Below are 24862 nucleotides of genomic sequence, written 5' to 3'. Positions count from 1 at the left end.
TGGCCCCCTGATAGCCGGACAGTGGAGTGTGTGGGAGTCGTATCCGGCCTTTCGGGTCACAGTTCAGAATTGATAGCGCGCACCGACAAACCACTGCGCGCCGGTCTTGGTAAATTCCCGCGTCAGATATTGCGTGCCGTCGCCGGTGCCATAAATGCGCTCTTTCTCGTTGGTGATGTTGATGCCCTGAATATTCAGGCTCAAACGCTTGGTCAGATTGTAATAGGCTGAGAAGTCCACCTGCGTCGGGCCATATTTGCGTTCCTGCACATGGCCATTGCCGCCCGGTTGGCTCAGCAGATAATCGTCACGCTTGTTGACCGAGACGCGCACCCCAAGTTTACCGGTGTCATAATAGCCGGTGAAATTGTAGGAATTGGGCGAAAGGCCGGTGGAATCCCGCGCCGAGACATGGGTGTAGTTGGAGGCGATGCCAAAGCTGGACATCCAGCCCTTCAGGAAGGTGAAGGGCACGTTGAGCGTCACTTCCACCCCCTTCACGCTATTGCCGCCCGGCGCATTGACCGCGGTGGCAAAAGTATAGGGCACCTTGGCCGGATCGGCCTGATAGGAAGCGCTGTAACGCGGATCGGCATAGATCGCGGCCCAGAATTCCTGCGGCACAGGTTTGGTCACCACCGAATTGGTGAGCGAGGTGACAATATCCTTCTTGAACGCGCCCAGCGCGATCAGCCCGCCCTTGCCGAAGTAATATTCGACATTGAGGTCGAAATCATTCGACTGATAGGGCTTCAGCTCCGGATTGCCCAGATTGCCCACCGTGCGGGTGGTATATTCAAAGGTGGGGCTGGCAATGTTGAGCGAGGACAGGCCCGGACGCGTCATCGAACGGGCATAGGAAAAGCGCGTCAACAGATCGGGCGTGATATTCAGCACCAGATTGGCCGCAGGCAGGAAATTGCCATAGGAGCGCTCCACCCCCACCGGCGAACCGGCGATCACCGCGCGCGAGGTCAGCGTGGTGCGCACATAGCGCGCACCGGCATTGGCGCGCAGCACCATCGAGCCGATGTCAAACTCGCCATTCACCTCGCCATAGGTGCCCATGGTCTTTTCGATCACGGTCCAGCCTGCACCCACATTATTGGTATAGCTGCCCGAGATCAGCCCCGAACGCGCGATGGCGTCAAAGTCCATCACCGCAAAGGTGGGCAGGCCGCCCGCCACCACACCATCGCCGAAATGGGCAATGGGGAAGGCCTTCATATAGGCCGAGGGCACGAAGCTGGGCAGATTGCCCTGCCCTTCGGCATAGCGCACCATGCGGCGGTTAAACACCGCGCCCACCTTGGCGTTGAACTTGCTGTCCGTATAGGTCAGGTTCGCCTTGGCGGTGATATTCTCTTTCACCACATTGTTGGTGCGATTGGCCGCCGTCAGGGCGTTGATATAATTGGCCGTATTATTGGGATTATAGCTGCCATAGCTGATGGTCGGCACGTCCTGATTGCCGGTATAGTCATAGGAATAGAAATGCGGCGAGGAACGCGCATAGAAGCGCAGCTCGTTGCGGTCCGCCGTGTCGCGCGCGGTGCCGGCCATGGCGTCGAATTTCAGCTTGTCGGTGATGCGATAATCGCCCGATACCACATATTGCTGGAATTTCGACACCGAGGTCTGGTGGCGGCTTTCATACCATGATGTCACATCGTTGAAGCTGGCCGCGATCAACTGCTTGCCATCGGGCGCCACGGTGAAGGACAAAGGCGTCTGGCCGACAAAATTGCCCGCCGTGCCATGGGTCAGCAACCATTCCATCGAATTGTAGCTGTAACGGTCATTATCCAGCTGCGAATAAAGCACATCGAAGCTGACCTGCAGCCGGTCATTGGGCTTGATCTGCAAGGAACCGGTCACGCCCAGACGCTTCTGGTCATTGCCGAAGAAGTCCGCACGCGGCAGGCGCGGCGCCCACAGGCAGTTGAGCGCATTGGCCGCGCCGCAATTGGCGGGCGTACCCTTCACCGTCGGGTTGCTATTGGCCCAGCTATCGCCATTCACATAGGGCGAGGTCCAGCGCACGCTGGAGAAGCCTTCCTGATAGACGGTGCGCTTGGAATAGGCCGCCGAGACCAGCAGGCCGATCGTATCATCGGCAAAGGTGTTGGACAGCATCAACGTCAGGCGCGGGTCCACCTTGCGCGACATGGTGTTATAGCCGCCCTGCCCGCTGGCTACGAAATGGAAGCCTTTGAAGTCAAACGGCTTGGCCGAATAGAGATCGACCGAACCGGCAATCCCGCCTTCTTCCATCGAGGCGCGCTGGGTCTTGTTCACATCGATGCGGTTGAACAATTCCGAGGCAAACACATGGAAGTCAAAGGCGCGGCCTGCATTGAGCGTAAATCCGCCCGAATCCAGACCGTCCGAACTGGCGGGCACTTCCATGCCATTGAGCGTGGTGCGGGTGAAATCGGGCGAGAAGCCGCGCAGGGTGATATTGCGCCCTTCGCCGCCTTCGCGGGTGATGGCCACACCGGGCAGGCGCTGGATCGATTCCGATAGGTTGAGATCGGGCATCTTGGCCATATCCTCGGCCACGATGCTCTCGGTCAGATTGACCGCCGAACGCTTGATATCCTGCGCCTTCATCAGCGTGCGGCGGAAGCCTTTGACCACAATATCCTGCGCGCTAGGCTCGGCAGGGGCAGAGGGCGCTTCGGCCAACATGGCGGGCGCTTCGGCCAGCGCCGTATGCGCGCCGGTCATCAGCGCGGGACCGGCATGGCTGGCGGGTTCTGCGCGGATGGGCTGGATCACCGGCGTCTGGTTGCGCGCGGTGATGGCGTAGGAATGCGGCCCGATCTGCTGCGCCACCAATCCGGTGCCCGCCAGCATCCGGCCCAGCGCCTCATCCACCGTCATATCGCCGCGCACGGCATTGGTGCGCACGCTTTGGGTGAATTTGCGCGGGGCGATGATCTGCACATCGGCCTGATGGCCCAAAGCGCCGATCGCCGTGGTGGCCGATTGCGCTTCAATCGCGAATTGACGCGCCTGCCCTGCGGCCTGTGCTGGCATCGCCACCACCGCCACCAAAGCCGAAGACGCAAGAATAGCTCCACGCATTGTGGAATACATGATCCATCCCTCCCGAATATCTCGGATATTGTTACTTGCTTTTGTCAGCACCCATAAAGAGACCTGGGCCGCAAAAATCCTTCGTCAAAAATTCATATTCCGTTCATTATTTTTTGATCAGCCGGATAAAGGCCGGATCATGCATATCCACCTGCACACCAAGGCTCACCTGCACCGCCTCAGCAAAGCCTTGCGGATCATTGATGCGGAACAATCCGTCAAACTCCTCATCGGCAAGGGACGCATCGGCAATGATGATCTGGCGCTGGTTATAGCGGTTAAACTCGTCCGCCGCCTCGCTCAGGCTGGTGCCGTTGAGGTCGATCATCCCGTTGCGCCACGCCAGCGAACGATCCACCGCCGAAGCGCGATCGCTTTCATGATGCACCACCGCATGTTCGCTGAGCAACGCGCGTTCACCCGCCACCAGACGCAGGCGCAGGCTTTCATTGCCCTCGGCCCAGCTTTCCACCACGCCTTCGGTCACCAGCACTTCCACGCCGGTTTCGCGCCGCCGCACCGAAAAGGCGGTGCCCACCGCCCGCGCCCGCACCTTGCCCGCGCTCACCACAAAGGGGCGCGAGGCATCCTTGGCCACGTCAAACCAGGCCTCGCCCTGCGCAATCTCGATCTCGCGGCTGCGGGCGGCCATACGCACGGTCAGTTCCGAACCGGAATTGATGGTCATCACGCTGCCATCGGCCAAAGGCACGCGGCGGATTTCCCCCAGACGAGTGGCAAAGCTGCTGCGCGCCTGCATCCAATGGGCCGCGCCCGCCACCACCGCCACCGAGGCCGCCATAGCCCCCAGCACGCGACGGCGGTTCCAGAAGGCCGGTTCGGGCGCCTCCTCCTCCACCGCTTCGGCCACAGGACTGGCGGCGATCCATGCCGCATGGGTCTGCAACAGCAAACCCTCGCGCCCATGGCTACCATCCAGCCAGAGCTGCAATTCGGCCTCATCGGCCTCACCCCAATTCTCGCCATCCATGCGCGCCACGAAACGGGCGGCCATGTCGCGGTCATGTTCGCTGGAGGGCCTCACCATACGCGCCCCGCCTTGCTTTCCGTACGCTCCATGCGGTCGGCGCTTTCCGCCTCGGCGCTGGCCCAGGCCTCGCGGATGGCGCGCACACCCACCCATACCTGCTTTTCCACCGCCTTCTCGCTCATGCCCAGATGCGCGGCGATATCCTTTTGCGACCAGCCCTCGATCTTGCGCAATTCCACCACGCGGCGGCAACGTTCGGGCAGACTGGCAATCATCGCCATCACCCGCTGGCAGGAGATCCGGCTACCGGCGGCATCCTCGGGCGAGACCATCGTGTCATCGCGCCAATTCTCCACCTCGCCCAAGGCGTCCAGCGCCACCACCTGCGCCCGTTTGATCCGGCGCAGCATCAAATGGCGCAGGCTGGCCATGAAATAGGCGCGCGGCGCGGTAATATGGTCCACGCTGGGCAGCGAGACGATCTGGCAATAGGCTTCCTGCATCAGCTCATCAATATCCTCTGCCGAAACCCGCGCCCGCGCCAACCAGGCACGCATGCCCGCCTCGTGGGGCACGATTTCTCGCGCCATCCACGCCGCCAGCATCCGCCTGCGCGCCAAAGCACCGGTTACATCCCCCTGCGTCACACCCTCCCCTTACTTCCTCGCCGGAGCCTTTATGGGGCTATTCTCCCTTTTGATCGGACTCCATTTGCCATGAAAGAGACATGGGCGCGCAAAATCCTTCGCAGGCGTGGCAAAAATATTTCAGCATGGACGCGAATCCCGTTTCAAGGGGGTGATTCGCGCCAGCTGCGGCAGAAAACCGGCGAAAATTCGCATCACCCATTTTCTGCCTAAGCCGCACAGAAACGGGAACTTTCACAAAGGTTAAACTTTACCGCCATATTGCTTCCGGCCCGCTACGCATTGACTCGGCAGAAGGTTAACGGCACAGGGCGCCCAGCTTGATGGTTGGCGGCGGTAATGAGGCCGTGCCCGCCATGAGCGAGACGAAGAGAAGTTGGCCTGCGCCTAATTCGAGTTGCCCCGCGCTCGCCCGACGACTTTTCGCCTTCGTGATCTTGTTGGATGAATTATCTTCTGGCGCGCCGCGCCCTGTTGTCGCTGCTGTCTTGTGCGTTCGGCCTCGGCCTTGCTATCGATGGCGCAGCGCAAACCACGGAACATCAGGCCGCAGAAGCCCAGAATGTCAGTCAGCCTACGGTTAGCACCCGCGCCGCTGCATCTCCGTCCAAAACCATCACAAAAGCACCCGCAAAAACCGGCAAGCTGGCCAGCACAGCCCAGGCCGAATGCGTGGCCAAGGTGATCCTGCATGAAGCGGGCAACCAGATCCACAAGGGCAAACTGGCCGTGGCGCAGGTTATCCGCGCCCGCATGAAGCAAAAGCACGCCGATGCCTGCAGCGTGGTGCATGAGGCGGGCCAGTTCTTCAACATCGAACGTTTCCGTCCCGACCGTAGCAGCGCGCAATGGCGCGAGGCGATGGGCATTGCGCGGCTGACTCTGGCGGGCAAGGGCAAGGATGTGGTGCCCGGCGCGCTGTTCTTCCGCTCTGGCGGGCGCGAGTTCAAGGGCCGACTGCGGATCGCGCAGATCGACGCCCATATTTTCTATCGCTGATAAAGCGCCGTGATGCTCAGGGCCATGGGGCCTTGCGCATCGCCTTGGCCGCCTGTTCCACCCTGTCGACCACGGCGTTGAGGCCGATGTCCTCCGCCGTCTGGTGCCATGTGCTGATGGCATTGACCACAGGCTCGGTTAGCGGGGTTACCGGCAATTGCTCGGCCCAATTGTAAAGCGCGTGGGTATTGAGCAATAGCAGCGCCAGCGAGCTGGTCACCAGCGCCTTGGCAGCCCAGCCCAGCCCCGCATGGATGCCCGAATCCTCCCAAGCCGCCATGCGCTCCAACGCGCCCATGTCGCGGTCAGGCCTGGCATCCTCGGCCAGCGCGGCAAGGAATTTCACCTCGCCCGGCGCTTCCTCGGCCAGATCGATCGGGGATTGGCCCCAATATAGGCTGTGGTCCATCGCTGCGCCCCCCCTAGAACTGGAAATAGATGAAAGGGGCCACGCCCGCCCCGCGCAAGCCTTCGACCACCAGCAACACCAAAGCCACCAGCCCCGCCGCCGCCCAGAAACTCTGTCCGCGTAGCCAGCGCCCCAGATTCTGCACCCCATCATGCGGGCCGAACTGACAGGCCAGACCGATGGCAATCATCGCGGCCGTCCATGGCGAGGCGATCATCGCGCCATCTTGCCCCTGCGCGATGCGGCACAGGAAACCGATGGCATCGCCATAATCCTTGATGCGGAAAAAGACCCAGGCGACGGTGACGACATGGAATGTATAAAGACGCCCCAGCCACAAGGGCGCCTTGGGCAGGCCAGCAGGGCGGAACTGCGCCCATAGTCGCTCCACCACCAGCATCGCCCCGTGGATCGCGCCCCAGATCAGGAAATTCCAGCTGGCCCCATGCCACAATCCGCCCAACAGCATGGTCAGGAACAGCGCCGCACAGGTGCGGATCAGGCTTTGCCGCGAACCGCCCAGCAGGCCGATATAGAGATAGTCGCGCAGCCAAAAGGACAGGCTGATATGCCAGCGCCGCCAGAAATCCTGCAGGCTGGCCGCGCGATAGGGCTGGTTGAAATTGGCCGGAAAGCGAAAGCCCAACAGGCCCGCAAAGCCGATCGCCATGTCACTATAGGCGGAAAAATCGCAATAGATCTGGATGGCATAGCCATAGGAAGCCCAGACCAGATCAGCCGCGCCATGATGGGCTGCATTGTTGAACACCGGATCAACCAGCTGCACCGCCAGCTCATTGGCGATCACGGTTTTTTTCACCAGCCCCCACAGGATCAGCACTAGCGAGGTGGCCGCAGCGCCCTGACTGAGCCAGGGTCTTTCGCGCAATTGCGGCAGGATATGCGCGGGCCGCACAATCGGCCCTGCCACCAGATGCGGGAAAAAGCTCATCAACAGCGCCAGTTCCAGCAGGCGGGCGGGCGCGCTGCGCCCTTTGGCCACATCCACCACATAGCTGATGCCCTGAAAGGTGAAGAAGGACACGCCCACCGGCAGGATCACATCCAGCGCCCTGATCCGACCCATGCCCAGTGGCGCCAGCAGCGCGTCATTCACCTGCTGGACGAAAAATCCGTAATATTTGAAAAAGCCAAGGATCAACAGATTGGCGAAAACGCCTGCCACCAGCCAGCCCCGCGCCCGCTCTGGCTGGCCAAGGATCAGCCGCCCCGCGCCCCAGTTAAGCAAAGCGCTGGCCTGCAACAGCGCGACGAAACGCGCGTCAAACCAGCCATAAAAGATCCACGAAGCCACCAGCAGCATGATCAGCCGCCAATCCCCCGCCCGCCGCATCAGCCAGTTGCAGCAGAAGACCAGAACAAAAAAGACATGAAAGGCCAGCGTGGGAAACAGCATGATAGGGGCTTATTTCACCACCTGCGCCCGCGCCCTGTCCAGCGCCCGCGCCAGAGTCTCGCCCAGCCGCCGCCCGCCATCCTTGGAAAAATGCACATGGTCGCCGCGTTGCAACCCCTGCGCCACCCATGTGGAGGAGGAACAAGCCCCGCCCATCGCCTGTTGCCAGTCCCAAAAGGCGAGATTCAAGTCTGCCGCCAAACGCTGCTCCATCGCCCGCACCTGCGCCAGATGGGCCGGAACCGCCCAGCCCTGCCCGCAAGCCACGGTCTCGGGCAAGTCGGGACGGGCCACATCGGCACGGCTGCTCGCGGCATCGGGGGGCCCAAGCAACAGGATCGGCACATCCGCCCCCGCCAGACGCCGCAGCCGCGCGATCTGGTTGCGGAAGGCCGCCTCCGCCTCCTCCAGCTTGAGCGCGGGATCAAAGCCTTCATTGGTGCCAAAGGCAATCACCAACAGATCGGGGCTGGCATGGCGCAATTCCGTGGCCAACACCGCCTCGTCCATCCGCGCCAGCATCGACAATTTGCTGCCCACCACGCCCAGATTGGACAGGACGATCCCCGCATCGCGCCTGCTATCCCACGCGGTCAGGCTGACCGGCCTATCCTCCAGCGTCGTGATGCTGGCCTGCGTTACCGGCGCTGCGCTGGATAGGTCAAAACAAGTGACCCCCGCTTGCGGCGCGGCAAAGCTGACATCGCCCGAAACCTCGCCCAGCACGATATGCACCGCGCCCTTGTCCGGCCCCGTCAGACCGCACAGGCTGAAGCGGTTGAAAGCAAAATCTACGCTATCGGCGCGCAGGGTCAGGCTGGCTCCGGCCTGCTGGGCGCTCTGGGTAAAGCCGGAAAGGCCATTGGCAGGCCCACCCGCCACGCGCTGCTTGCCGAACAGGGGCTGGACGCTCCAGCCCTCGCTTTGCCCCGCCGTAACGCCCCAAGTCAGATAGCCCTGATAGGGCCGCCCCACTGCCATCATCCCGCGTCCGCCCGCGCCATATTCCGTCTGCCATGCCTGCCGCCAGCCTTGAGTGAGCATATCGCCCGCCGTATGGCTGTCGCCCAGTTGCAGGATATGCAGCGGACGCTCTGTCGCCTGCGGCAATCGGGCAAGGAAGGGGGCGATGGCCTGCGGGTTGATGATCGCGCTATCGTCCTGCGCCATGGCGGCAGGAGCGGACAGGACCAGCGCCAGCGACGACAGCCAGCGGATCACCTTTGTTCATCCGGCGCGTTTTTGGACAGGAGCGCAATGCGCTGCAACACCGGCTTGGTGATCTCGCGATAGCCGTGGAAGCTCATATGCACGCCATCCTCGGCGCGGGCGATATAGGGTTGCTTGGTGCTACTATCGATCAATTCCATCGCGAAACGGTGCTGGTGATCCTCGCTGGCCGCCACGGGATTGACGAAAGGCACGCCCAATTTGCACATCAGGCCGGTGTAAAAAGCGTTCATCGCCTGTACGTCGCGGTCGAAATCGGGCTTGCGCATGCGGGGCAGACCCACCCATGCCACCGCCACGCCCTGCTGGCGCAGATAGGCCACCAGTTCCGCCGCGCGTCCACCCACCACCGCCTGCCAGCGCGGGGTCATATAGGCCGCGCCATGGCCGCCCTGTCGCACGCCTTGCGTGTCATTGGCGCCGAAATCGATGATGGCAATGTCGATCGGCGTCTCGGAAAAACGACTTTTGACATGGGCCAGCACGTCAAGGCTCTGGTATCGGGTCAGGCCGATGCCTTCCTTGGCAAAACTATAGACCTGAAACCCGTCCGCTTCCTGAAACAGGCCATTGGTGGCGGCATAAATGCCTTCGCCGAAACTGTCGCCAATCACGCCAATGCGCAAAGGCCGGTTGGCGCGCAGGCCGGTAAGCACGCGGGGCGAGAGCGGAAAATCGGCGCTGCACTGAAGGTCATGGGCGTTGGCGGGGGCTGCTGCTGGCAAGGTAATCGTCGGCGCCTTGGCCGTTTCGGCAGGCATCAGCGCCGAAACCGGCTTGCCATAGGTCAGGAAAGACAAGGCCATCACCGCGCCCACGGCAATGCCCACAAACAGCACGCCGCCCCGATCGGCCAGAGCCAGTCTTTTCACCTTACGCAACACTTGCAAAACCCCAAGCCCCGTCTCCGCCCCGCCGCAAGTGCCGAGCGCCCAAGGCGACTATGGTGGGGAAGTGGTGCACCCGACATGAAAGAAATGGGCACTCAGATCAATGGGAAATCTACATGGAGCGAACCTGAATTGCACCTCAAAGCTGAAACTTTGGATGGTTTGGTATTCGCCTAGGGGCTCGAGCATGGCACCGCACTGCAACTCAGAGCCTCTACCAGAGGCAACAGGCGGCGTGGCCAGACGGCATTGCGCTGTCTCGACCGGCATGCATTTCCAACGCCATGCTCGCGATTTATGCTGACGTAGAACGACCGAATACCGCACTCAGCTAAGATCTGTTCAGCCTTCGAGCCTGTAAAGTGCGGCGCCATAGCCACTCTTACGCCGAAATTTCTCGGAGAAGGATTTCAGCTTGAGCGAGAACGGTTTGGACAGCCTCATCGGCCAAATCGGGTGGATAACCGTACTTCTTGAGGATGCGCTTTACCAATACGCGCATCCTTGCCCGCGCGCTTTCCCGCTGGTGCCAGTCCACGGTGACGTTACCGCGCAATTGCTCAAGCAGTTCATGGGCGATCAGGCGAAGCTTGTCGTTCCCCATGGCCTCAACCGCACTCTCATTTTCGGCAAGCGCATCATAAAACGCGACTTCTTCTGGGCTTAGCCCCTGCTCTTCACCCCGAGCTCGGGCAGCTTGCATGTCCTTGGCCAGCGCAATGAGTTCCTGAAGCATCTCGACCGCAGAAATGGCGCCAGCGTGATACCGCGCAACGGCGTCTTCCAGCCGGTGGGAAAACGCGCGGGCTTCGACCAGATTGGTCCGGGATCGGCTGACTACCTCCCCGTTGAGCAGCTTTTTCAGAGCCTCCAAGGCAAGGTTCTTCTTCTCCATCTTGCCGATTTCCATCAGGAATTCATCGGAAAGAATAGAGATGTCGGGCGACTGAATGCCCGCCACCTTCAAAATATCGATGATCTCAGAAGATGCGACGGCCCGATCAACCAATTGCTGAACGGCGAAGGAGCGATCCTTCTCGCTGATCTTGCCGGCGGCCGTGGTTTTGACCAAGGCCGCACGAATTGCCTGAAAGAATCCGACATCATCGCGGATGGCGCGGCCTTCATCGCTGGCGGCGGCGAGCGCATAGGCCATGGAGAGACCTAGCACCATGTCGCAATAGCGGCGATGCGCCCGCTTCTTGTCCTCTGGTTCCTTCTGCTTGGCCGCCAGAGCTTCCTGCCACCGCAGCACCCAATCAATCGCAGCACCAAGGCAGATCAGGCGGTCGCGTGGCGCGCCATCGATTCCGGGCCGATAATCAAAGCCATGGAAAATATCCCGGATCGCTTCGAACCGCTCCATCATGGCCGCAATGGCGAGGTCTCCGTTCTTCCCGGTCTTGTCCCGGTCGGATTCGGTATATTGGCCAAGCGCATTGCGTAAATTCTGCGCCACACCGATATAATCGACCACCAACCCACCGGGCTTGTCCTTGAATACCCGGTTTACGCGAGCGATGGCCTGCATCAACCCATGGCCGCGCATCGGCTTGTCTATATACATCGTGTTCATGCACGGCGCGTCAAAGCCAGTCAGCCACATATCGCAGACGATTACCAACCGCAGTGGATCGTCGGGATTGCGGGCCCGCTTGGCGAGATCATCGCGCCGCTTTTTCGCGCCGATATGTTGCTGCCAGTCGAGAGGATCGGAGGCTGCCCCGGTCATCACGATCTTGACCGCGCCCTTGCTATCGTCGGTGGAATGCCAGTCGGGGCGCAAAGCGACGATCTGGTCGTAAAGCGCCACACAGATGCGGCGGCTCATGCAAACGGCCATGGCCTTGCCGTTCATGGCATCGATGCGCGCTTCAAGGTGTGCCACCATGTCCGCCGCCACCTGGGCCAGCCGTTTGTCTGCCCCCACCAGCGCCTCAACCGCTGACCACTTCGCCTTCATCTTCTCGGCTTCGGTCAGCGATTCATCTTCGATCAACGCTTCAATCTCGGCATCGATCAGCGGCTTTTCATCATCGTTCAATTCGATGCGGGCAAGGCGGCTTTCGTAGTATATCGGCACCGTTGCGCCATCTTCCACCGCGCGGCTGATGTCGTAGATGTCGATATATTCACCAAAGATAGCCGGAGTATTGATGTCAGCCGCTTCAATTGGCGTGCCTGTAAAGCCGATGAACGAAGCGTTCGGCATCGCTTGCCGAATGTAATGGGCGTAGCCATACCGGCGCAGGCCGGTTTCTCGATTGAGCTTGGATTCAAAGCCGTACTGGCTTCGGTGCGCTTCATCGGCCATGACGATGATGTTGCGCCGGTCGGACAGCAGCGGAAAGTTTTCCTCGCCACGCTCAGGCGAGAATTTCTGCACCGTGGTGAACACCACGCCGCCAGCCGCTTTGTCGAGAAGCTGCTTCAAGTCTTGGCGACTGTCGGCCTGTTCCGGGTTCTGGCGGATCAAGTCCCGGCACAAGCCAAAGGTGCCGAAAAGCTGATCGTCCAGATCGTTGCGATCTGTCAAAACAACCAGCGTCGGGTTTTCCAGCGCCTGCGATTTGACGGCAAGCCCAGCGAAAAATGCCATCAACAGGCTCTTGCCTGATCCTTGGGTGTGCCAAATAACGCCGATCTTGCGGTCACCATCAGGGCGCGTTGCCTCAATCGCTTGGCCCACCGCCTTTTGCGCGCCGTGAAACTGGTGATAGCCCGCGATGATTTTGAACGGCCCATCGCCCTTATCGCCAAACACAATGAAATCGCGGATCAGCGCGAGCAAGTTTTCGCGGGTGAACACGCCGCGCAGCAGGGTTTCGAGTTCCGGCGTGCCCCTATGGGCAAATTCCTGCCCATCCACCGTTCGCCACGGCATGAAGCGCTCAGCATCGGCAGTGATCGACCCAATGCGGGCTTCCATGCCGTCAGAGGTGATCAACACCGCGTTGGTACTGAACAGGCTGGGGATTTGGTGCAGATAGGTCTGAAGCTGGTTGAAGGCGTCGGCAATCGTGGCATTCTGCGCCGCCGCGTTCTTCAACTCAATCACTGCGAGTGGCAGCCCGTTTACAAACAGCACTACGTCCGGGCGGCGATTGGCGCGATTTTCAACCACGGTGAACTGATTGACCGCCAGCCAGTCGTTGGCATCCGCGCGGCCAAAATCGATCAGCCAGATTTTGGTGGCGGTGGTTTTGCCATTATCGTCTCGGAATTCGACATCGATGCCATCGGTCAACAGCTTGTGGATACGCCGGTTTTCCTCAACCATCGACGGAAGTTCGCCGGTCAGCACGCGGCGGATGGCCTCATTGCGCGCGGCTTCGGGCGCATCGGAATTGATCCGCGCGACTGCCGCTTCTAGCCGCCCGACAAGCACGACATCCCCGAACGAACGCCGCTCCGGCGCGCTGCCATCGGGCGCGATCACGGAGCCGTGGAGGTAGGACCAGCCAAGCTCTTGTAACGTTTCCAGGGCCGCCAGTTCGACAATGTCTTCGGTTATGCTCATCTCGACGGTTCGCCGTTCATACGATAGGGATTGGTCATGGGCTGGTTACTGCGTAGCGGGTGCTGGCCTGCCAACGGCTTGGGCCAGCACGGCCACCCTGATTTCGTCATTGTCGAAGAAAGCGTCCTCCAGGCCCTTCGCGCCGGTAAAGTCGGCTTCCAAGATATTATCGACGTTACGGAAATCGGCGTTCTTAAACCAGCAATCTTTGAATGAGGCTTGTTGAAGATCGGCAAGATAAAAGGGGCCATAGTGCGTTTGATTCCAGCACCATTGGCCATCGCCCATATCTTCAGCATACCCAATTTCTTCCGGAGGCGACTCTGACCAAGTCAATTCCGCACCATTGAATATGGCTCTGCTCAAATCTGTTTCGTTGAACGAGCAGTCCTCGAAGCGCGCATAATTTGAGCCAGAAAGGCCAAATCCTCCAAGCGGGTTAAACGGCGAGAAGATGACACTCCGGCAACTGATCCGGTCGAAATCAACTTCGACCATGTGCACGGTGCTATCGCCGAAACGCTCGCCCCACTGGCCATTAAAGAACATTGATCCATCAATTTTCTCGATGCCCTGCTCTGCAAAGGCGAACTTGCTCAGCCGAGCACCGGCCATGTGCAGCGCGAATACACCCAAGCGGTTTAGTCGGCGAATGGCCCCCGCGATCCGATAATGGGCTTCCGGCTGGTCCCACCGCTTGTAATCGTCGATGATCTCGCGCTGCCGGGCAATGTCCTGCCGTTTTTCGCCGCGATGCTCGAACCAAGCGAACACGATCAGGATGAAGAACACGTCCAGCGTCATGCCGCCCATTTCGGGCCACAAATTGCTGACGCTCTGTGGCTGGATCCACCACCAGCCAACCGTGATCGACGCGCAGACGGCGAGCAGGCCCACGGCATACGGGAAATTGGTCTCCCGGCAATAGTTCGTGCCACCGACCACGAAGCGCGATTGGCCTATTCGCTTGCGCCACCGCTCAAGGCGTGTCGGCTTACTACGCATTCGCCGCCTTCCAACTGGCCTTGAAGAACTCCACCAAGCGCCGCGTGCCGGTTTCGGCGACGGCACGGTGGACGCCGTTGCTCATCAGCCATTTGCGGAATTCGATCTTGAGCCGGGTTTCCGATGCGGCGCGCTCCGGCCAGTCGGTATCGGCCAGCCGCTCATAGAGCGCGATCAGCTTTGGCGCCCATCCGGCCAGCGTTTCCGGCGGGAATTCGCTGTCATTGCGCAGCGTATTGCGCAGCAAACCGGCAATGGCATCTGCCGAAATTTCGCTGTCTGCGATCAGTGCGACATCAGGCTCCGCCGCTGCCTGATCCGCCGCCACTTCCAGAGCGCGGGCTTCCGCCGCGTCGCGCTTTTCCTCGTCGATCAGGCGCGCCAGCCAGTCGTTGCAATATTTCGATGCGCCGCCCGGATCGGGGAAGAGATTGGCGTGGTGGATATTCATCTTGCGTAGGGTGTTAAGGCATTCCACCCGGTTCTCGTTCGGCACATGGATCTTGGCGATATAGCGGGCCACGTCCATCGGATCGTCGGGGGTGATGACCTCGTTCTCGGCCAGTTCGTTGAGGATCGCCGAAACCAGATTGTCCTTGCCGCTGGGGGTGATCGTGAACAGCCCGGCCTGATTGACCAGCCGCGCGTTTTCGTGGTGCGTCGGCTCAAAGATGATTTGCGAGAGGTTTTCATCGGCACGGATCGCCGCCATGTTCAGGCAGAACACCGCGCGCGAAGGGTTCTCCACGCCTTCCACGTCGGGTTCGTCAAAGGCGAAGAACAGCGCGACATAGGGCGATTTGGTCCAGTCGATCAGCGGGGTGCGCAATCCGTGGTGCTGACCGAAGGCCCAAACCTCCTCATCCTCCAGCTTGCTGCAATCCAGCCCGCGCCCGCGCATGGCGAGGCGGAATTGCGCCAGCAGTTTTTCCTGATGCTGCCCCGGCACCGCGCCGCCATCGAACAGGCGGGCGAGCGTGGACGACAGGTGCCAGTTGTGCCCCGCCTGCCCGCGATAGACGAATTCACCCGCCGCCCGGTTGTGATCGGGTGAGCGCATCGCCTCGATAAAGTCTTGCCAGCTTTCCACCCGGCAGGCGGGCACCAGCCCGTCAATCGCCACATCCCCGAATGTGTAGGTGGGAAACAGCGGCAAGGAGCGGAAATAGGGATCGGCCATCAGGCGGCCTCAACCTTCGGCGCGACGCGCACCGCGCCGGACATCAGCCGGGGCAGAAGGTAGTCGCGGGTTTCGGCGAGGGTTCGTGTTTCGGCATTGCAGGCATCCTGCCTTGCTCGCAACGGGCCAACGAACGCCTCGAAAGCCTCAAGCAATGGTGCACCACCATAGGCAAATTCCAATCGGTAGGCGTTGCCACGGTTTAAGCCGGGAACGGCGGCGTCCGTGTTCATGTTTTCCAAGCCCAGCGTTTGAAGCAAATACCAAGCGAAGTTGAGCCGGACGCCATCCTTCGGAACGACATAGAAAACGGTATCGATTGCGAAGAAATCCCCGGCCTCCCAATAGAGGCTACCCACGGTCCCTTTGCGCCCGACGATGATGCCGGGGCCGCTGGCAAGTGGAATGGAGTGCGTCCCGGAAATCCCGCCAGACCCATAAACCGGATATGGGCCATCCTTGCGCACCGTCTTGGGCAATGCCTTCCCGTAAGCGAGTTCCATAATGCTTTCGACGGTTCGGCGAGACCACCCCACCGGCAAGCCATCGTCGCCGAAGGCGGCGGGGAAGAGGGCGGCGAGTTCGGCGGCGCGGGCGGGGTCTGGGGTCAAGCCGCCCATGATCGCCACCGGATCGGCCTCGCCAGCCGCCTTGCGGCCCGCGCTGCCTTGCAGCGCAATTTTACGACGAACGGGGCCGAAATCGACAAACCAATCCCGAAAGATCGCCTGCGCCATCCCCTCCAGAGTCTCATTCATCCGCCGGTTGAGTTCGATCTTGTCGTCCAGCGCCGAAAGGACCGATGCAATGTTTGCCTGCGCCTCCTTAGACGGGATGGGCAGCTCAAATTTAGGAACGTCGGCACACTTAAGGCTATCGAATACGGCTCCGACATTCATGAATTTCTGGATCTGGTTCCACCATTGCGGGCTGGAAACCAACCAACGCAGAAATTCCGGCGCAACCCTCGTTCCATCTGTGCGCAGCAGCACCAGATTTTGCCCCAATGCAAAATCTGCCTGTTCGCCAACTGGAGCCGTCACACCGGGATTGGTGCGGCGGGAGAGAACAACGTCGTGCCTGCGTGGCCGTGCTTTGCGCGTCCACGCAACGAAATCGTCGCTGGTGATTTTCCGCGCCGCGTCGAAATTCAGCCTGCCATCCTTCATTTCAGGAATAGCAATATACGGATAGCCGATAGGTGCGGGCTTGGGCGTGGCATGGACACAATCGATCAATTCCACTCCCGCCTTACCGAGTGTCATCGTCTCCCAAGCATCAGACATCGTAGCGCACCATTGACAGCTTCTCGCGGATTAGCGCGGTCAGCCGGTCACTTTCGTTGAATTGGTCTTCCAAGGTCGCGGTCAGCGCGGCGAAGCGTTCGGCGAAGGGCACGCCATCGTCCTCGGCATCTTCCGCCCCGACATAGCGACCGGGGGTGAGGACATGGCCGTGCTTGCGGACTTCCTCAAGCGTGGCCGATTTGCAGAAGCCGGGGATGTCCTGATACGCGCCCAGTCCCGCATCCGGCTTGGCCCGCCAGCAGTGATAGATATTCGCAATCGTGGCGATGTCGCTTGTCGAAAACTCACGGCGGGTGCGGTCCACCATGTGGCCAAGGTTGCGGGCATCGATGAACAGGATTTCGCCGCGACGATCCCGGTGGCCGTTCGCGCTTTTATCGCGGGCCAAAAACCACAGGCAGGCGGGAATCTGCGTGGAATAGAAAAGCTGGCCGGGCAGCGCGACCATACAGTCCACCACGTCGCCCTCGATCATCGCCTTGCGAATGTCGCCCTCGCCCGATTGCTGCGACGACATCGAACCGTTGGCCAGCACCACGCCCGCCGTGCCGCGTGGGGCCAGGTGGTGGATGATATGCTGCAACCACGCGAAGTTGGCGTTGCCCGCTGGGGGCTGGCCGTATTTCCAGCGAACGTCGCCCTCAAGCTGGGGCTGCCACCAATCCGAAATGTTGAACGGCGGGTTGGCCATCGCATAGTCGAACTTGAGCGTGGGGAAGGCGTCGCTGAGGAACGAACCTTCGTTGTTCCACTTGATGTCCGCATCGATGCCGCGCACGGCGAGGTTCATCTTACAGAGCTTCCACGTGGTATGGTTGCGCTCCTGCCCATAGATGGCGATGTCGCTGCGGCGGCCCTGATGGTTTTCAATGAACCGTTCGGACTGCACAAACATGCCGCCGGAACCGCAAGCGGGATCGTAAACCCGACCATGATGCGGCTCCAGCATCTCCACGATGGTCTGCACAACGGATCGTGGGGTGAAAAACTCGCCCCCGCGCCGCCCTTCGGCCCCGGCAAACTGGCTGATGAAATACTCATAGGCGCGGCCCAGCAGGTCTTTCGATTTGCCATCGGCGCTGTGCATCCCGACCTTGGAAAACAGGTCGATCAGTTCGCCCAGCATCGTCTTGTCGAGTTGCGGGCGGCCATATTCCTTGGGCAGCACGTCCTTGAGCACGGCGGCGTTGGCGCGCTCGATGGAGTCCATCGCGTTGTCGATCAGGTTTCCGATGTCGCCCACCCGCTCCTTGCCGGTGTTCACATCGGTGAAATTGATCTGCGGGCGCTTGGCGTTGGCCTGCAAATGTTCCCAGCGCGCTTCGGGCGGCACCCAGAACACATTGGCGGCGAGATATTCCTCCGGGTCTTCCTGATCGGCATATTCTTCCTCGCCCAATTTCTTGTAGTGGGCAGAGAATGCTTCGGAGATGTACTTCAGGAAAATCAGGCCAAGGGCGACGTGCTTGTATTCAGATGGTTCAAGATTGCCGCGCAGCTTGTCCGCTGCCTTAAAGAGATCGGCTTCAAACCCAAGATCACTGCCGCTATTCAATTGAGATGCCATTGAATCATCTTCCCCTTTGCAGAACCGGCTTATAGGAAAGGCATACGGTTGAGCAACCAAACAATCGCACGCCACCTGCCGGGGAAAAGGTGGCGGGCCTAGCGCTCGACGAAACGTCATGAGGAATTCACGGAAAGGCGACCGAACTGCCAAGCCCTCTCGGTAAGCCCATACGCTTTCAAACCGTCAACATCCTCACGCTGAGCTTGTGGAACCTGTTGCTGACGAGCCCCTGCGACCGACCCGCCTTTGCATACATCGCGGCCAACTGGCCGATAGCGATGCGGGGATTGACCTTGGCTAGCCCCTGCGCGGCGAGCCACGACGCCAGTGCCATGCCGGTGAAGACACAGTCTTGCGCCACATGGCCTTCGAGAAAAGTCCAGTCTGCGGCGGTATGTGGGTTCTGATACCACAACTTATGGCGCAGCATCGCGGCTGGGATGCCCAGATTCAGCAAGACCTCGGCGAGATGGCAATAATGTCCCGACTTGCCCTTCATGGCGAGGGCAAGGTCATAGTGCGGCCCCAAGGCGTAGCGCGGCACCTTGATACCACGCAGTTGGTCATCGGCGCTGGGCTTGCGGTGATGGAGACGCAGTTGCTGCGGCAGGGTGATACCATGTCGCATTGCCGCCATGGTCGCGATTGGCTGGTCATGGGCCAGACCCGACCATGAAACAGCACCATGGTCAGCGTGCTGTTCCATGAAGCGGCACAGACGCTCGACCACTCCGGCCTCGCCGCCCACGCTTCCCCAGGACCAGGCGTCGAGACGCCCGATCTCGAGGACACCTTGGGCGTTGATTTCCACCGCCAGACAGGCAGCAGCAGTAATGCGCCGGGCGGCATCACGCAGATAAGGAGACGGCTTGGGGTCGATGATGCGATAATCGGCCATATAGGTGTGATCGGCGGTGGTCTCGACGTCGAAGATTACGAATTTTGGCATGTTTTCCTCCCTTGGGGGCTGCTCATGGCGCCCGCGCGTTGAATGGTGTGCTCTGGATGCGCGACGGGGGCGCTCACCTTGCTGGTGGCGCCCCCGTCGTGGGTTGGTTTGGTAATCGGCCTGCTGGTCAGTGCACCGTGGTATGGGTTTTTGTTGATATGGACGCTGGTAAGGGCAGGCTCTTTGGGGGCCACCACATGCTGAATTGCCTGACAGCGGGGCGCCTTCCCCTTACCGGTTAGTTTTGAAAGCCAAGGCATGGTGACGATACACGCGCCGGGGCGAGCGTCGGAATGTACAATTCTGTCAGTATGATCCATCAGAATAAGGCAAAGCTTTGCCCTGCATCGGCATATAACCGGGCTTACCGGAACGCCCGCTTTGCCCTCTTCCACACATGCATGGGCGGCAGGGGCAATTGCACATCAGCATCGCTGGGGCGAACAAGTTCGATCTTTTGGGGATGGCGGCGCTGGCTGGTGCTGGATTTGCACATCAGGCACCAGAACCGCAAGCGAACAGCTTCAAGGCGTGTGTCCCAATGGCGGCGTTCAAAATGCCACCACAGACCATGGGGATCGAAGGTGTTGCTGTGCCCACAGGCACAGACCGGCTTTATAGCCTGATGCCAAGCTGCCGCTTCAAACAGATGCGTGGCGATGGGCAAGCCATCCGCAGACCAGCGCCCCACGTCACAGGGCCAGCCCTATCTGGCGCTCATCAGTTTCCATGGGAGGCTGCTCGATATGGTTGAGGATGACACGCGCCATCTCGTCGGCAGCATCATCACGCATGACTGGCGATGGGGCGGTGATACCAACACGAGCCCATCCTGGCGCTGCCAGAATGGCCTTTGCGATCTGGGTGGGGTCGATTCGTTTCATAGGCGCAATGGAACATATATAGAACGACATCGCAAGCCCTGCCCAACGCAGAGCGCAATTGGCAAGAATGCAACCATCAAGCGAGAACCGGCCCACACAGGCCGGTTTCATAAGAGTCGGTTTCGAAACTCACGCTGACCGAGCTGTCGCGCTACACCGAGCCAAACGGCGTAGAATGAGCATGGCGGCGGCGGCGTAGAGGAAGGCTGCGGCGGATTTGAGGGTGGCTTCCACGTCCTTGGCCAGACGGCGGTTTCGATTGATCCAAGCGAAGAACCGCTCGACCACCCAGCGCCGAGGGAGGACGACGAAGCCGGACTGTCCGGCGATCTTGCTGACAATCTCGACGGTGATGCTGGTCGCCTCGGTGACACGGTGATGGTTATAGCCGCCATCGGCCCAGACCTTCTCGATGAACGGGAAGAGGCCGCGCGAGACTTGCAGCAACGCGCCGCCGCCATCACGATCCTGGACATCGGCGGTGTGCGGCTCGACAAGCAGCGGCCTGCCGTCAGTATCGACCAGAGCATGGCGCTTTCGACCTTTGATCTTCTTGCCAGCATCATAGCCGCGCGGCCCGCCGCTCTCGGTGGTCTTGACGCTCTGACTGTCGATGATGGCTGCGCTTGGCGAGGCGTCCCTTCCGGCTCGCTCGCGGTCGAGCGCGACCAGCGCATGGTTGATCTGCTCGAACAGGCATTCGTCACGGAACCGGGCAAACCAGCGGTAAACCGTCTGCCAAGGCGGGAAGTCCTTGGGCAGCAACCGCCATGCAATCCCGCCGCGCAGAACGTAGAAGATTGCGTTCACGATTTCGCGCATCGGCCATTGCCGTCGTCGCCCCGTCGTGCGCGCCTCTGGAACAAATGCCGCGATCAGCGCCCACTCGGCATCGCTCAAATCCGTCTGGTAACGCTTCGAAACCCGCGTATGCTGCGCGCGGGTGGCTGGGGTCCACATCAAGATCTCCGGGTTGTCTGCAAAAACCCCGGAATCACAGGAACCTCAGCCGCTCAACCCCTTTCGAAACGGCCTCTAAGGCCGACAGATTTCGCAACCTTACGTTTACCTTGCTACCATAAATCCTTTCGTGATGACTAAGCATTACCCAGAGCATAGCCGCAAAAGAAGGCCGCGCCCCAACCCAATTCGCCAGCAGCGTCGCAATGAAGAAAGCGGAAGCTGGTGGCCAATACTGCTCTTGGCGGCAGTAATCGGTGCCGGTGCCGGTATTCTGTCCAACCCCACAGGTGCATCGGCGTGGTTGGCCAAAGCTCGTCCCGTGGCGGTTTCAGTTGGTTTAACAAGGGTCAGAGAGCCTCAATCGGGCGACTATTGGGCGGGCTGCAATGACGCCAGAGCAGCCGGTACGGCCCCCATCTACGCAGGCGAACCAGGCTATCGCAGCGATATGGACGGCGACAGCGACGGCATTGCCTGTGAATCGCATGGGTAATGCTTCAGCACCCTGACTGCCAAGCCAGCCTATTCCCGCCAAGCCCAGTCATGAACGACGCGCCATTGCCTGCTTGACAGGTAAGTGCTGGCTAGAAAAACTCTGGTCGTGTGCAATTTATACCGCATGAGATCCGGCCCCGCCGAAGTGGCGGCCCTGTTTGGGGCGCAAGTCCCAGTTGGAGCCAACACGCCGCAGGAGGTCTACCCCGGCTATCCCGGCCTTGTCACCAATGGCAAAGACATACGGGTGATGAACTGGGGCTTCCCCCTCGTGCTGACAGGCAAGAAGGGGCAGTCCTTGAAGCCCAGACCTGTCACCAACGCAAGGGACGACAAGCTGCATAGCCAATTCTGGAAAAGCAGCTTTGAACGCCGCCGCTGCCTCATTCCGGTGACGCAATGGGCAGAGCCAGAGGGCGATGATGGCCAGATGACGCGCACATGGTATGCGCCAGAGGGCCAAGCCCTGTTTGCGGTGGCTGGTCTGTGGCGCCCCACGGACAATTGGGGCAAATGCTACACGATGGTCATGGTGCCCAGTTGCGACCAGATGGCACAGGTCCATGACCGTATGCCGGTGATCCTGCGCACAGAAGATTGGGCCGTCTGGCTTGATGGTCAGCCAGAGGAAGCCTTTGCCCTTTGCCAGACGTGGGAAGGCACCTTGGCGGCCCAGCGCACACAGGACCGCTGGGTCGGATAATCAGAAACCCGCCCCTTCGTTGAACCCCAGTCGATGACCGGGGTCAGTGAAGGAAAAATGGCTTAGCCATTCGCTCCTGCTCCGGTCTGAACACAGACAGGAGAATTGTAAGCGCCTACCTCCCTTCACCGCAGCCAGTTTTCTCCGATATCAACAATATGGAACTTAAACATCGCGACAACCTCGCTGGAGCGGGACGTTTAGTGATCACGGTTATCAAGGGCACGACGCACACCACGGGGCTACCCAGCTTTTCCCACAATTAGGGCGACAACCGGATTCAAGCCCGACTCGGATCGTGCCGCCGCTTAGCCTAAGCAAAAAGCACAACCATCGCCTCACCCAAAGTATGCCGCCCAAGCCTGCGTCGCAGCACATGCCGTGGATCGACATAGCATTGTTATGTTTGTCTAAATTTGCAGATGGCGATTAAGAAATACAGGCGGCTCGCAAGTTGCGAGCCGCCCCAGACTAAAAAAGCAAGATAAGCCCCCTCACCTCAACCGTGGAGCGCTGCCAAAGCCTCCACCACCCGCCCACTCTCCCGACGGACAAGTTCAGCCTGCCAGGCGGCAAAGGCACCGGCATAAGGCCGGTCCATTCTCGCAGCCCCCAGACGCGCCAGACTGAGCAATGCCCCCAGCGAACGCGCGCCATCAAAATGGCAGGGCAATTGATACAGCAGAACAGCCGCCGTCGAGAGAACATCGCCTTCACACACCGCCTGAACCAGACTCCAATTGCCGCTGGCAATAAGGCCGCTGACAGCAGTCGGTGCGGCCACCACTTTGGCCGGAATGCGCAACGCCGCGCAATATTCAGCGAGGTGCACCCGCGCGCCATCGCCGCCAACATGCACCATGAGATCAAGCTGGCCAGCAGCATAGCGCTTGCCGGGCTGCAAGGGCACGATCATCCGCTGGGGCAAACGAACGCCGCAGCGGGTGGCTGCAAGCCGGATCTGGATATCATCCGAGCTGCCCGTTCCCCAGCCCACCAGCATGGCATGGGCCGGAAGTTGATCGACGGTCTTGAAGAAGCGCTGGAGCATTTGTGCTTCGGTCAACTCCGGACCACAGACGGCGCCAAGTTGGCCGAGGAAGATCTGCCCGTCATCAGCCACTTCAATCTCGAGCCAGGCAATGGCCGCAACAGTCCGGAAGGGCCAGCGCGGGGAGACGAGCGGATCTTTGGTCGGCAGCTTCAGCCCATGGGTGGGCTCATAACGCTCGGCCTGCTGGTAAAGCGCATGGCCCGCCACATCACGGCTATATTCGGCATCATATACAAGGAACTTGATCATGGTTTTGTCCTGTTATCAGTGGACATGCCGCCTTGCTGGCGACACGGACCGCCTGCAGGCGGAGAAGTCTTTTCCCCTCCTCCAAAGCAGTCATCTCGGATCTCAAAGGGAATGGGGCCCGCGCAGCAGGGCCAACCCGTGGCAGCATGCGCTGGTTGCGCGTGCTTCTTGGCCGCATGTAGCGGCCGATCAAAACTCGAGGCTGCAGGCGACCAATGCCACAAATGCATAAGCACCTGTGGCATTGGCCAACCTCAAACCGGCGAGAACGGCGGCCCGAGCGCTGCCGGTGGCAAATTACCGGTGGCGCGTTTTCCAGGTGACGGAATAGGTCCTGGGCACATAGCGCGCCGGGATCACGCTGGAGCGCAGCCAATCGATTTCACCAGGGGCAAGGTCGCCCGAAACCTCCTGCCACCAGACCCTCTTGTCCGGATTCCAGCGGTAACCGGCGGATTTGAGCACCTCACGCATATCGAAATGCGCGCCGGTGGCCTCGATAGCGACGGTGGGCGCCTGCGCCATTTTGACAATATCGGCGAGGATGGTCCCGACACCTGCCGGCTCATAGGTCAGAACATGCAGGAGGCTCACCACATCGGCCATGGCCCGATGCCCCGCATTGAAACGCCCGATTTGCATCAGCAGATGGCCGAGCTTGCAGCCGTCAAAGCCACCTTCCAGCCAGTCAAATTCCTTCATCGAACAGGCCCATGGCATGCCCGCCAATTGCGGCATCAGACGCTCGATGAAAGGCAAATCAAAGGCAGCATTATGGGCAATGCTGACGTCTGCGGCCCCCAACAATTGCTCGAATGGCGCAGGATCAAAGTGGACATCGGCCACATCGGCAGGGGTAATACCCGTAAGCCGCGAAATCTTCGCGCTGATCGTTGCCTCCACGGGCCGCCGCAGACTTTGAGCCGAACCAAGGATCTGGACCACGCGCCCATAGGCATCGATCTCCAGAAGAACCACGGCAAGGTCAATGATCTCGTCCGTTTCATGCGACAGGCCCGTGGTTTCGCAATCTACCAACGCGACCGCCATGAAGGGCGGGCGGGGATCTGCCGCCAGAGGAAACTGGTCCAGCCTGTTAACGCGGCGCAGAATAATGGTATCGCATTCAGGAGCCAGCGCGCCATTGCTTGCAGGCTGATTAAAAACAATGTCCTTTTTCATAGAAATGCCTTCTCGATTGTCATTTGAGATGACCAATGAGGTATTTTCCAAAATATCCCATCGGCCCAAAGGCCAATCCAGAATGGTACTTTGTCTGCTAAATCGTAATAGGAATG

21 protein-coding genes are annotated in these 24862 nt (G+C 60.2%); 3 read left to right on the top strand and 18 right to left on the bottom strand.

The features are described from left to right. Positions 1–63: 63 nt before the first annotated feature. The 3 genes from EOE18_RS12785 to EOE18_RS12775 form a co-directional block, all read right to left on the bottom strand. A complete protein-coding gene (locus EOE18_RS12785; protein ID WP_246027430.1) occupies positions 64–3090 on the bottom strand; it encodes a TonB-dependent receptor in 3027 nt (1008 codons plus the stop codon). A 118-nt stretch (positions 3091–3208) separates the two neighbouring features. Beyond that, positions 3209–4150 carry a FecR family protein gene (locus EOE18_RS12780; protein WP_127710128.1) on the bottom strand — a complete coding sequence of 314 codons (942 nt, stop codon included), beginning with the start codon at positions 4148–4150 and terminating at the stop codon, positions 3209–3211. Then, positions 4144–4740, bottom strand: a complete 597-nt coding sequence (locus EOE18_RS12775) for an RNA polymerase sigma factor (protein ID WP_246027429.1) — start codon at positions 4738–4740, stop codon at positions 4144–4146. The genes EOE18_RS12780 and EOE18_RS12775 overlap by 7 nt, the downstream gene beginning before the upstream one ends. 444 nt (positions 4741–5184) lie before the next feature. On the opposite strand from EOE18_RS12775, the gene EOE18_RS12770 reads away from it, so the two are divergent. After that, positions 5185–5739, top strand: coding sequence for a cell wall hydrolase (locus EOE18_RS12770; RefSeq protein ID WP_127710126.1), 555 nt, complete (start codon positions 5185–5187; stop codon positions 5737–5739). Between the two features lie 16 nt (positions 5740–5755). Here the strand turns inward: EOE18_RS12770 and EOE18_RS12765 are convergent, their stop codons facing one another. The 13 genes from EOE18_RS12765 to EOE18_RS12705 form a co-directional block, all read right to left on the bottom strand. After that, positions 5756–6148: a hypothetical protein gene (locus EOE18_RS12765; protein WP_127710124.1), complete on the bottom strand. Its 393-nt coding sequence runs from the start codon at positions 6146–6148 to the stop codon at positions 5756–5758. A gap of 13 nt (positions 6149–6161) precedes the next feature. Next, on the bottom strand, positions 6162–7565 hold the full coding sequence (locus EOE18_RS12760) for an MBOAT family O-acyltransferase (protein WP_127710122.1): 1404 nt from the start codon (positions 7563–7565) through the stop codon (positions 6162–6164). Between the two features lie 9 nt (positions 7566–7574). Beyond that, positions 7575–8786 carry a GDSL-type esterase/lipase family protein gene (locus EOE18_RS12755; protein ID WP_127710120.1) on the bottom strand — a complete coding sequence of 404 codons (1212 nt, stop codon included), beginning with the start codon at positions 8784–8786 and terminating at the stop codon, positions 7575–7577. After that, positions 8783–9679, bottom strand: a complete 897-nt coding sequence (locus EOE18_RS12750) for a DUF459 domain-containing protein (protein WP_164852747.1) — start codon at positions 9677–9679, stop codon at positions 8783–8785. Before EOE18_RS12750 ends, EOE18_RS12755 begins: the two co-directional genes overlap by 4 nt. A 388-nt stretch (positions 9680–10067) precedes the next feature. Further along, positions 10068–13205: a type I restriction endonuclease subunit R gene (locus tag EOE18_RS12745; RefSeq protein ID WP_127710116.1), complete on the bottom strand. Its 3138-nt coding sequence runs from the start codon at positions 13203–13205 to the stop codon at positions 10068–10070. A 45-nt stretch (positions 13206–13250) separates the two neighbouring features. Continuing rightward, on the bottom strand, positions 13251–14210 hold the full coding sequence (locus EOE18_RS12740; protein ID WP_127710114.1) for a pentapeptide repeat-containing protein: 960 nt from the start codon (positions 14208–14210) through the stop codon (positions 13251–13253). Continuing rightward, positions 14203–15390 (bottom strand): FRG domain-containing protein, encoded by a 1188-nt coding sequence (locus EOE18_RS12735; protein ID WP_127710112.1) that lies wholly within the window; start codon positions 15388–15390, stop codon positions 14203–14205. Before EOE18_RS12735 ends, EOE18_RS12740 begins: the two co-directional genes overlap by 8 nt. After that, positions 15390–16676: a restriction endonuclease subunit S gene (locus EOE18_RS12730; RefSeq protein WP_127710110.1), complete on the bottom strand. Its 1287-nt coding sequence runs from the start codon at positions 16674–16676 to the stop codon at positions 15390–15392. Before EOE18_RS12730 ends, EOE18_RS12735 begins: the two co-directional genes overlap by 1 nt. Beyond that, the gene (locus EOE18_RS12725) at positions 16669–18264 is read right to left on the bottom strand and encodes a class I SAM-dependent DNA methyltransferase (protein ID WP_127710109.1); all 1596 of its coding nucleotides are present in this window, start codon (positions 18262–18264) and stop codon (positions 16669–16671) included. Before EOE18_RS12725 ends, EOE18_RS12730 begins: the two co-directional genes overlap by 8 nt. A 178-nt stretch (positions 18265–18442) precedes the next feature. Next, positions 18443–19216, bottom strand: coding sequence for a 3'-5' exonuclease family protein (locus tag EOE18_RS12720; RefSeq protein ID WP_127710107.1), 774 nt, complete (start codon positions 19214–19216; stop codon positions 18443–18445). Between the two features lie 364 nt (positions 19217–19580). Further along, positions 19581–19907 carry a hypothetical protein gene (locus EOE18_RS12715; protein ID WP_127710105.1) on the bottom strand — a complete coding sequence of 109 codons (327 nt, stop codon included), beginning with the start codon at positions 19905–19907 and terminating at the stop codon, positions 19581–19583. A 1-nt stretch (position 19908) separates the two neighbouring features. Then, positions 19909–20100, bottom strand: coding sequence for a DUF6771 family protein (locus EOE18_RS12710; protein ID WP_127710103.1), 192 nt, complete (start codon positions 20098–20100; stop codon positions 19909–19911). 129 nt (positions 20101–20229) lie between these two features. Beyond that, positions 20230–21060 (bottom strand): IS5 family transposase, encoded by an 831-nt coding sequence (locus EOE18_RS12705; RefSeq protein ID WP_127710101.1) that lies wholly within the window; start codon positions 21058–21060, stop codon positions 20230–20232. Positions 21061–21193: 133 nt separating this feature from the next. Here EOE18_RS12705 and EOE18_RS12700 point away from each other — a divergent pair, with 133 nt between their 5' ends. Together EOE18_RS12700 and EOE18_RS12695 are read left to right on the top strand one after the other, a co-directional pair. Next, positions 21194–21556, top strand: a complete 363-nt coding sequence (locus EOE18_RS12700; RefSeq protein WP_127710099.1) for an excalibur calcium-binding domain-containing protein — start codon at positions 21194–21196, stop codon at positions 21554–21556. A gap of 108 nt (positions 21557–21664) precedes the next feature. After that, positions 21665–22261: an SOS response-associated peptidase gene (locus EOE18_RS12695; protein WP_127710097.1), complete on the top strand. Its 597-nt coding sequence runs from the start codon at positions 21665–21667 to the stop codon at positions 22259–22261. 499 nt (positions 22262–22760) lie between these two features. Here the strand turns inward: EOE18_RS12695 and EOE18_RS12690 are convergent, their stop codons facing one another. Together EOE18_RS12690 and EOE18_RS12685 are read right to left on the bottom strand one after the other, a co-directional pair. After that, positions 22761–23564, bottom strand: a complete 804-nt coding sequence (locus EOE18_RS12690; protein ID WP_127710095.1) for a 3'-5' exonuclease family protein — start codon at positions 23562–23564, stop codon at positions 22761–22763. A 297-nt stretch (positions 23565–23861) separates the two neighbouring features. Further along, positions 23862–24746 carry a 3'-5' exonuclease gene (locus tag EOE18_RS12685; protein ID WP_127710093.1) on the bottom strand — a complete coding sequence of 295 codons (885 nt, stop codon included), beginning with the start codon at positions 24744–24746 and terminating at the stop codon, positions 23862–23864. Positions 24747–24862: the final 116 nt, after the last annotated feature.

Source organism: Novosphingobium umbonatum (assembly GCF_004005905.1).
Taxonomy (GTDB): Bacteria; Pseudomonadota; Alphaproteobacteria; order Sphingomonadales; family Sphingomonadaceae; genus Novosphingobium; species Novosphingobium umbonatum.
Note: the sequence above shows the minus strand (reverse complement) of the source record. Positions and strands in the feature narration are given on the sequence as shown.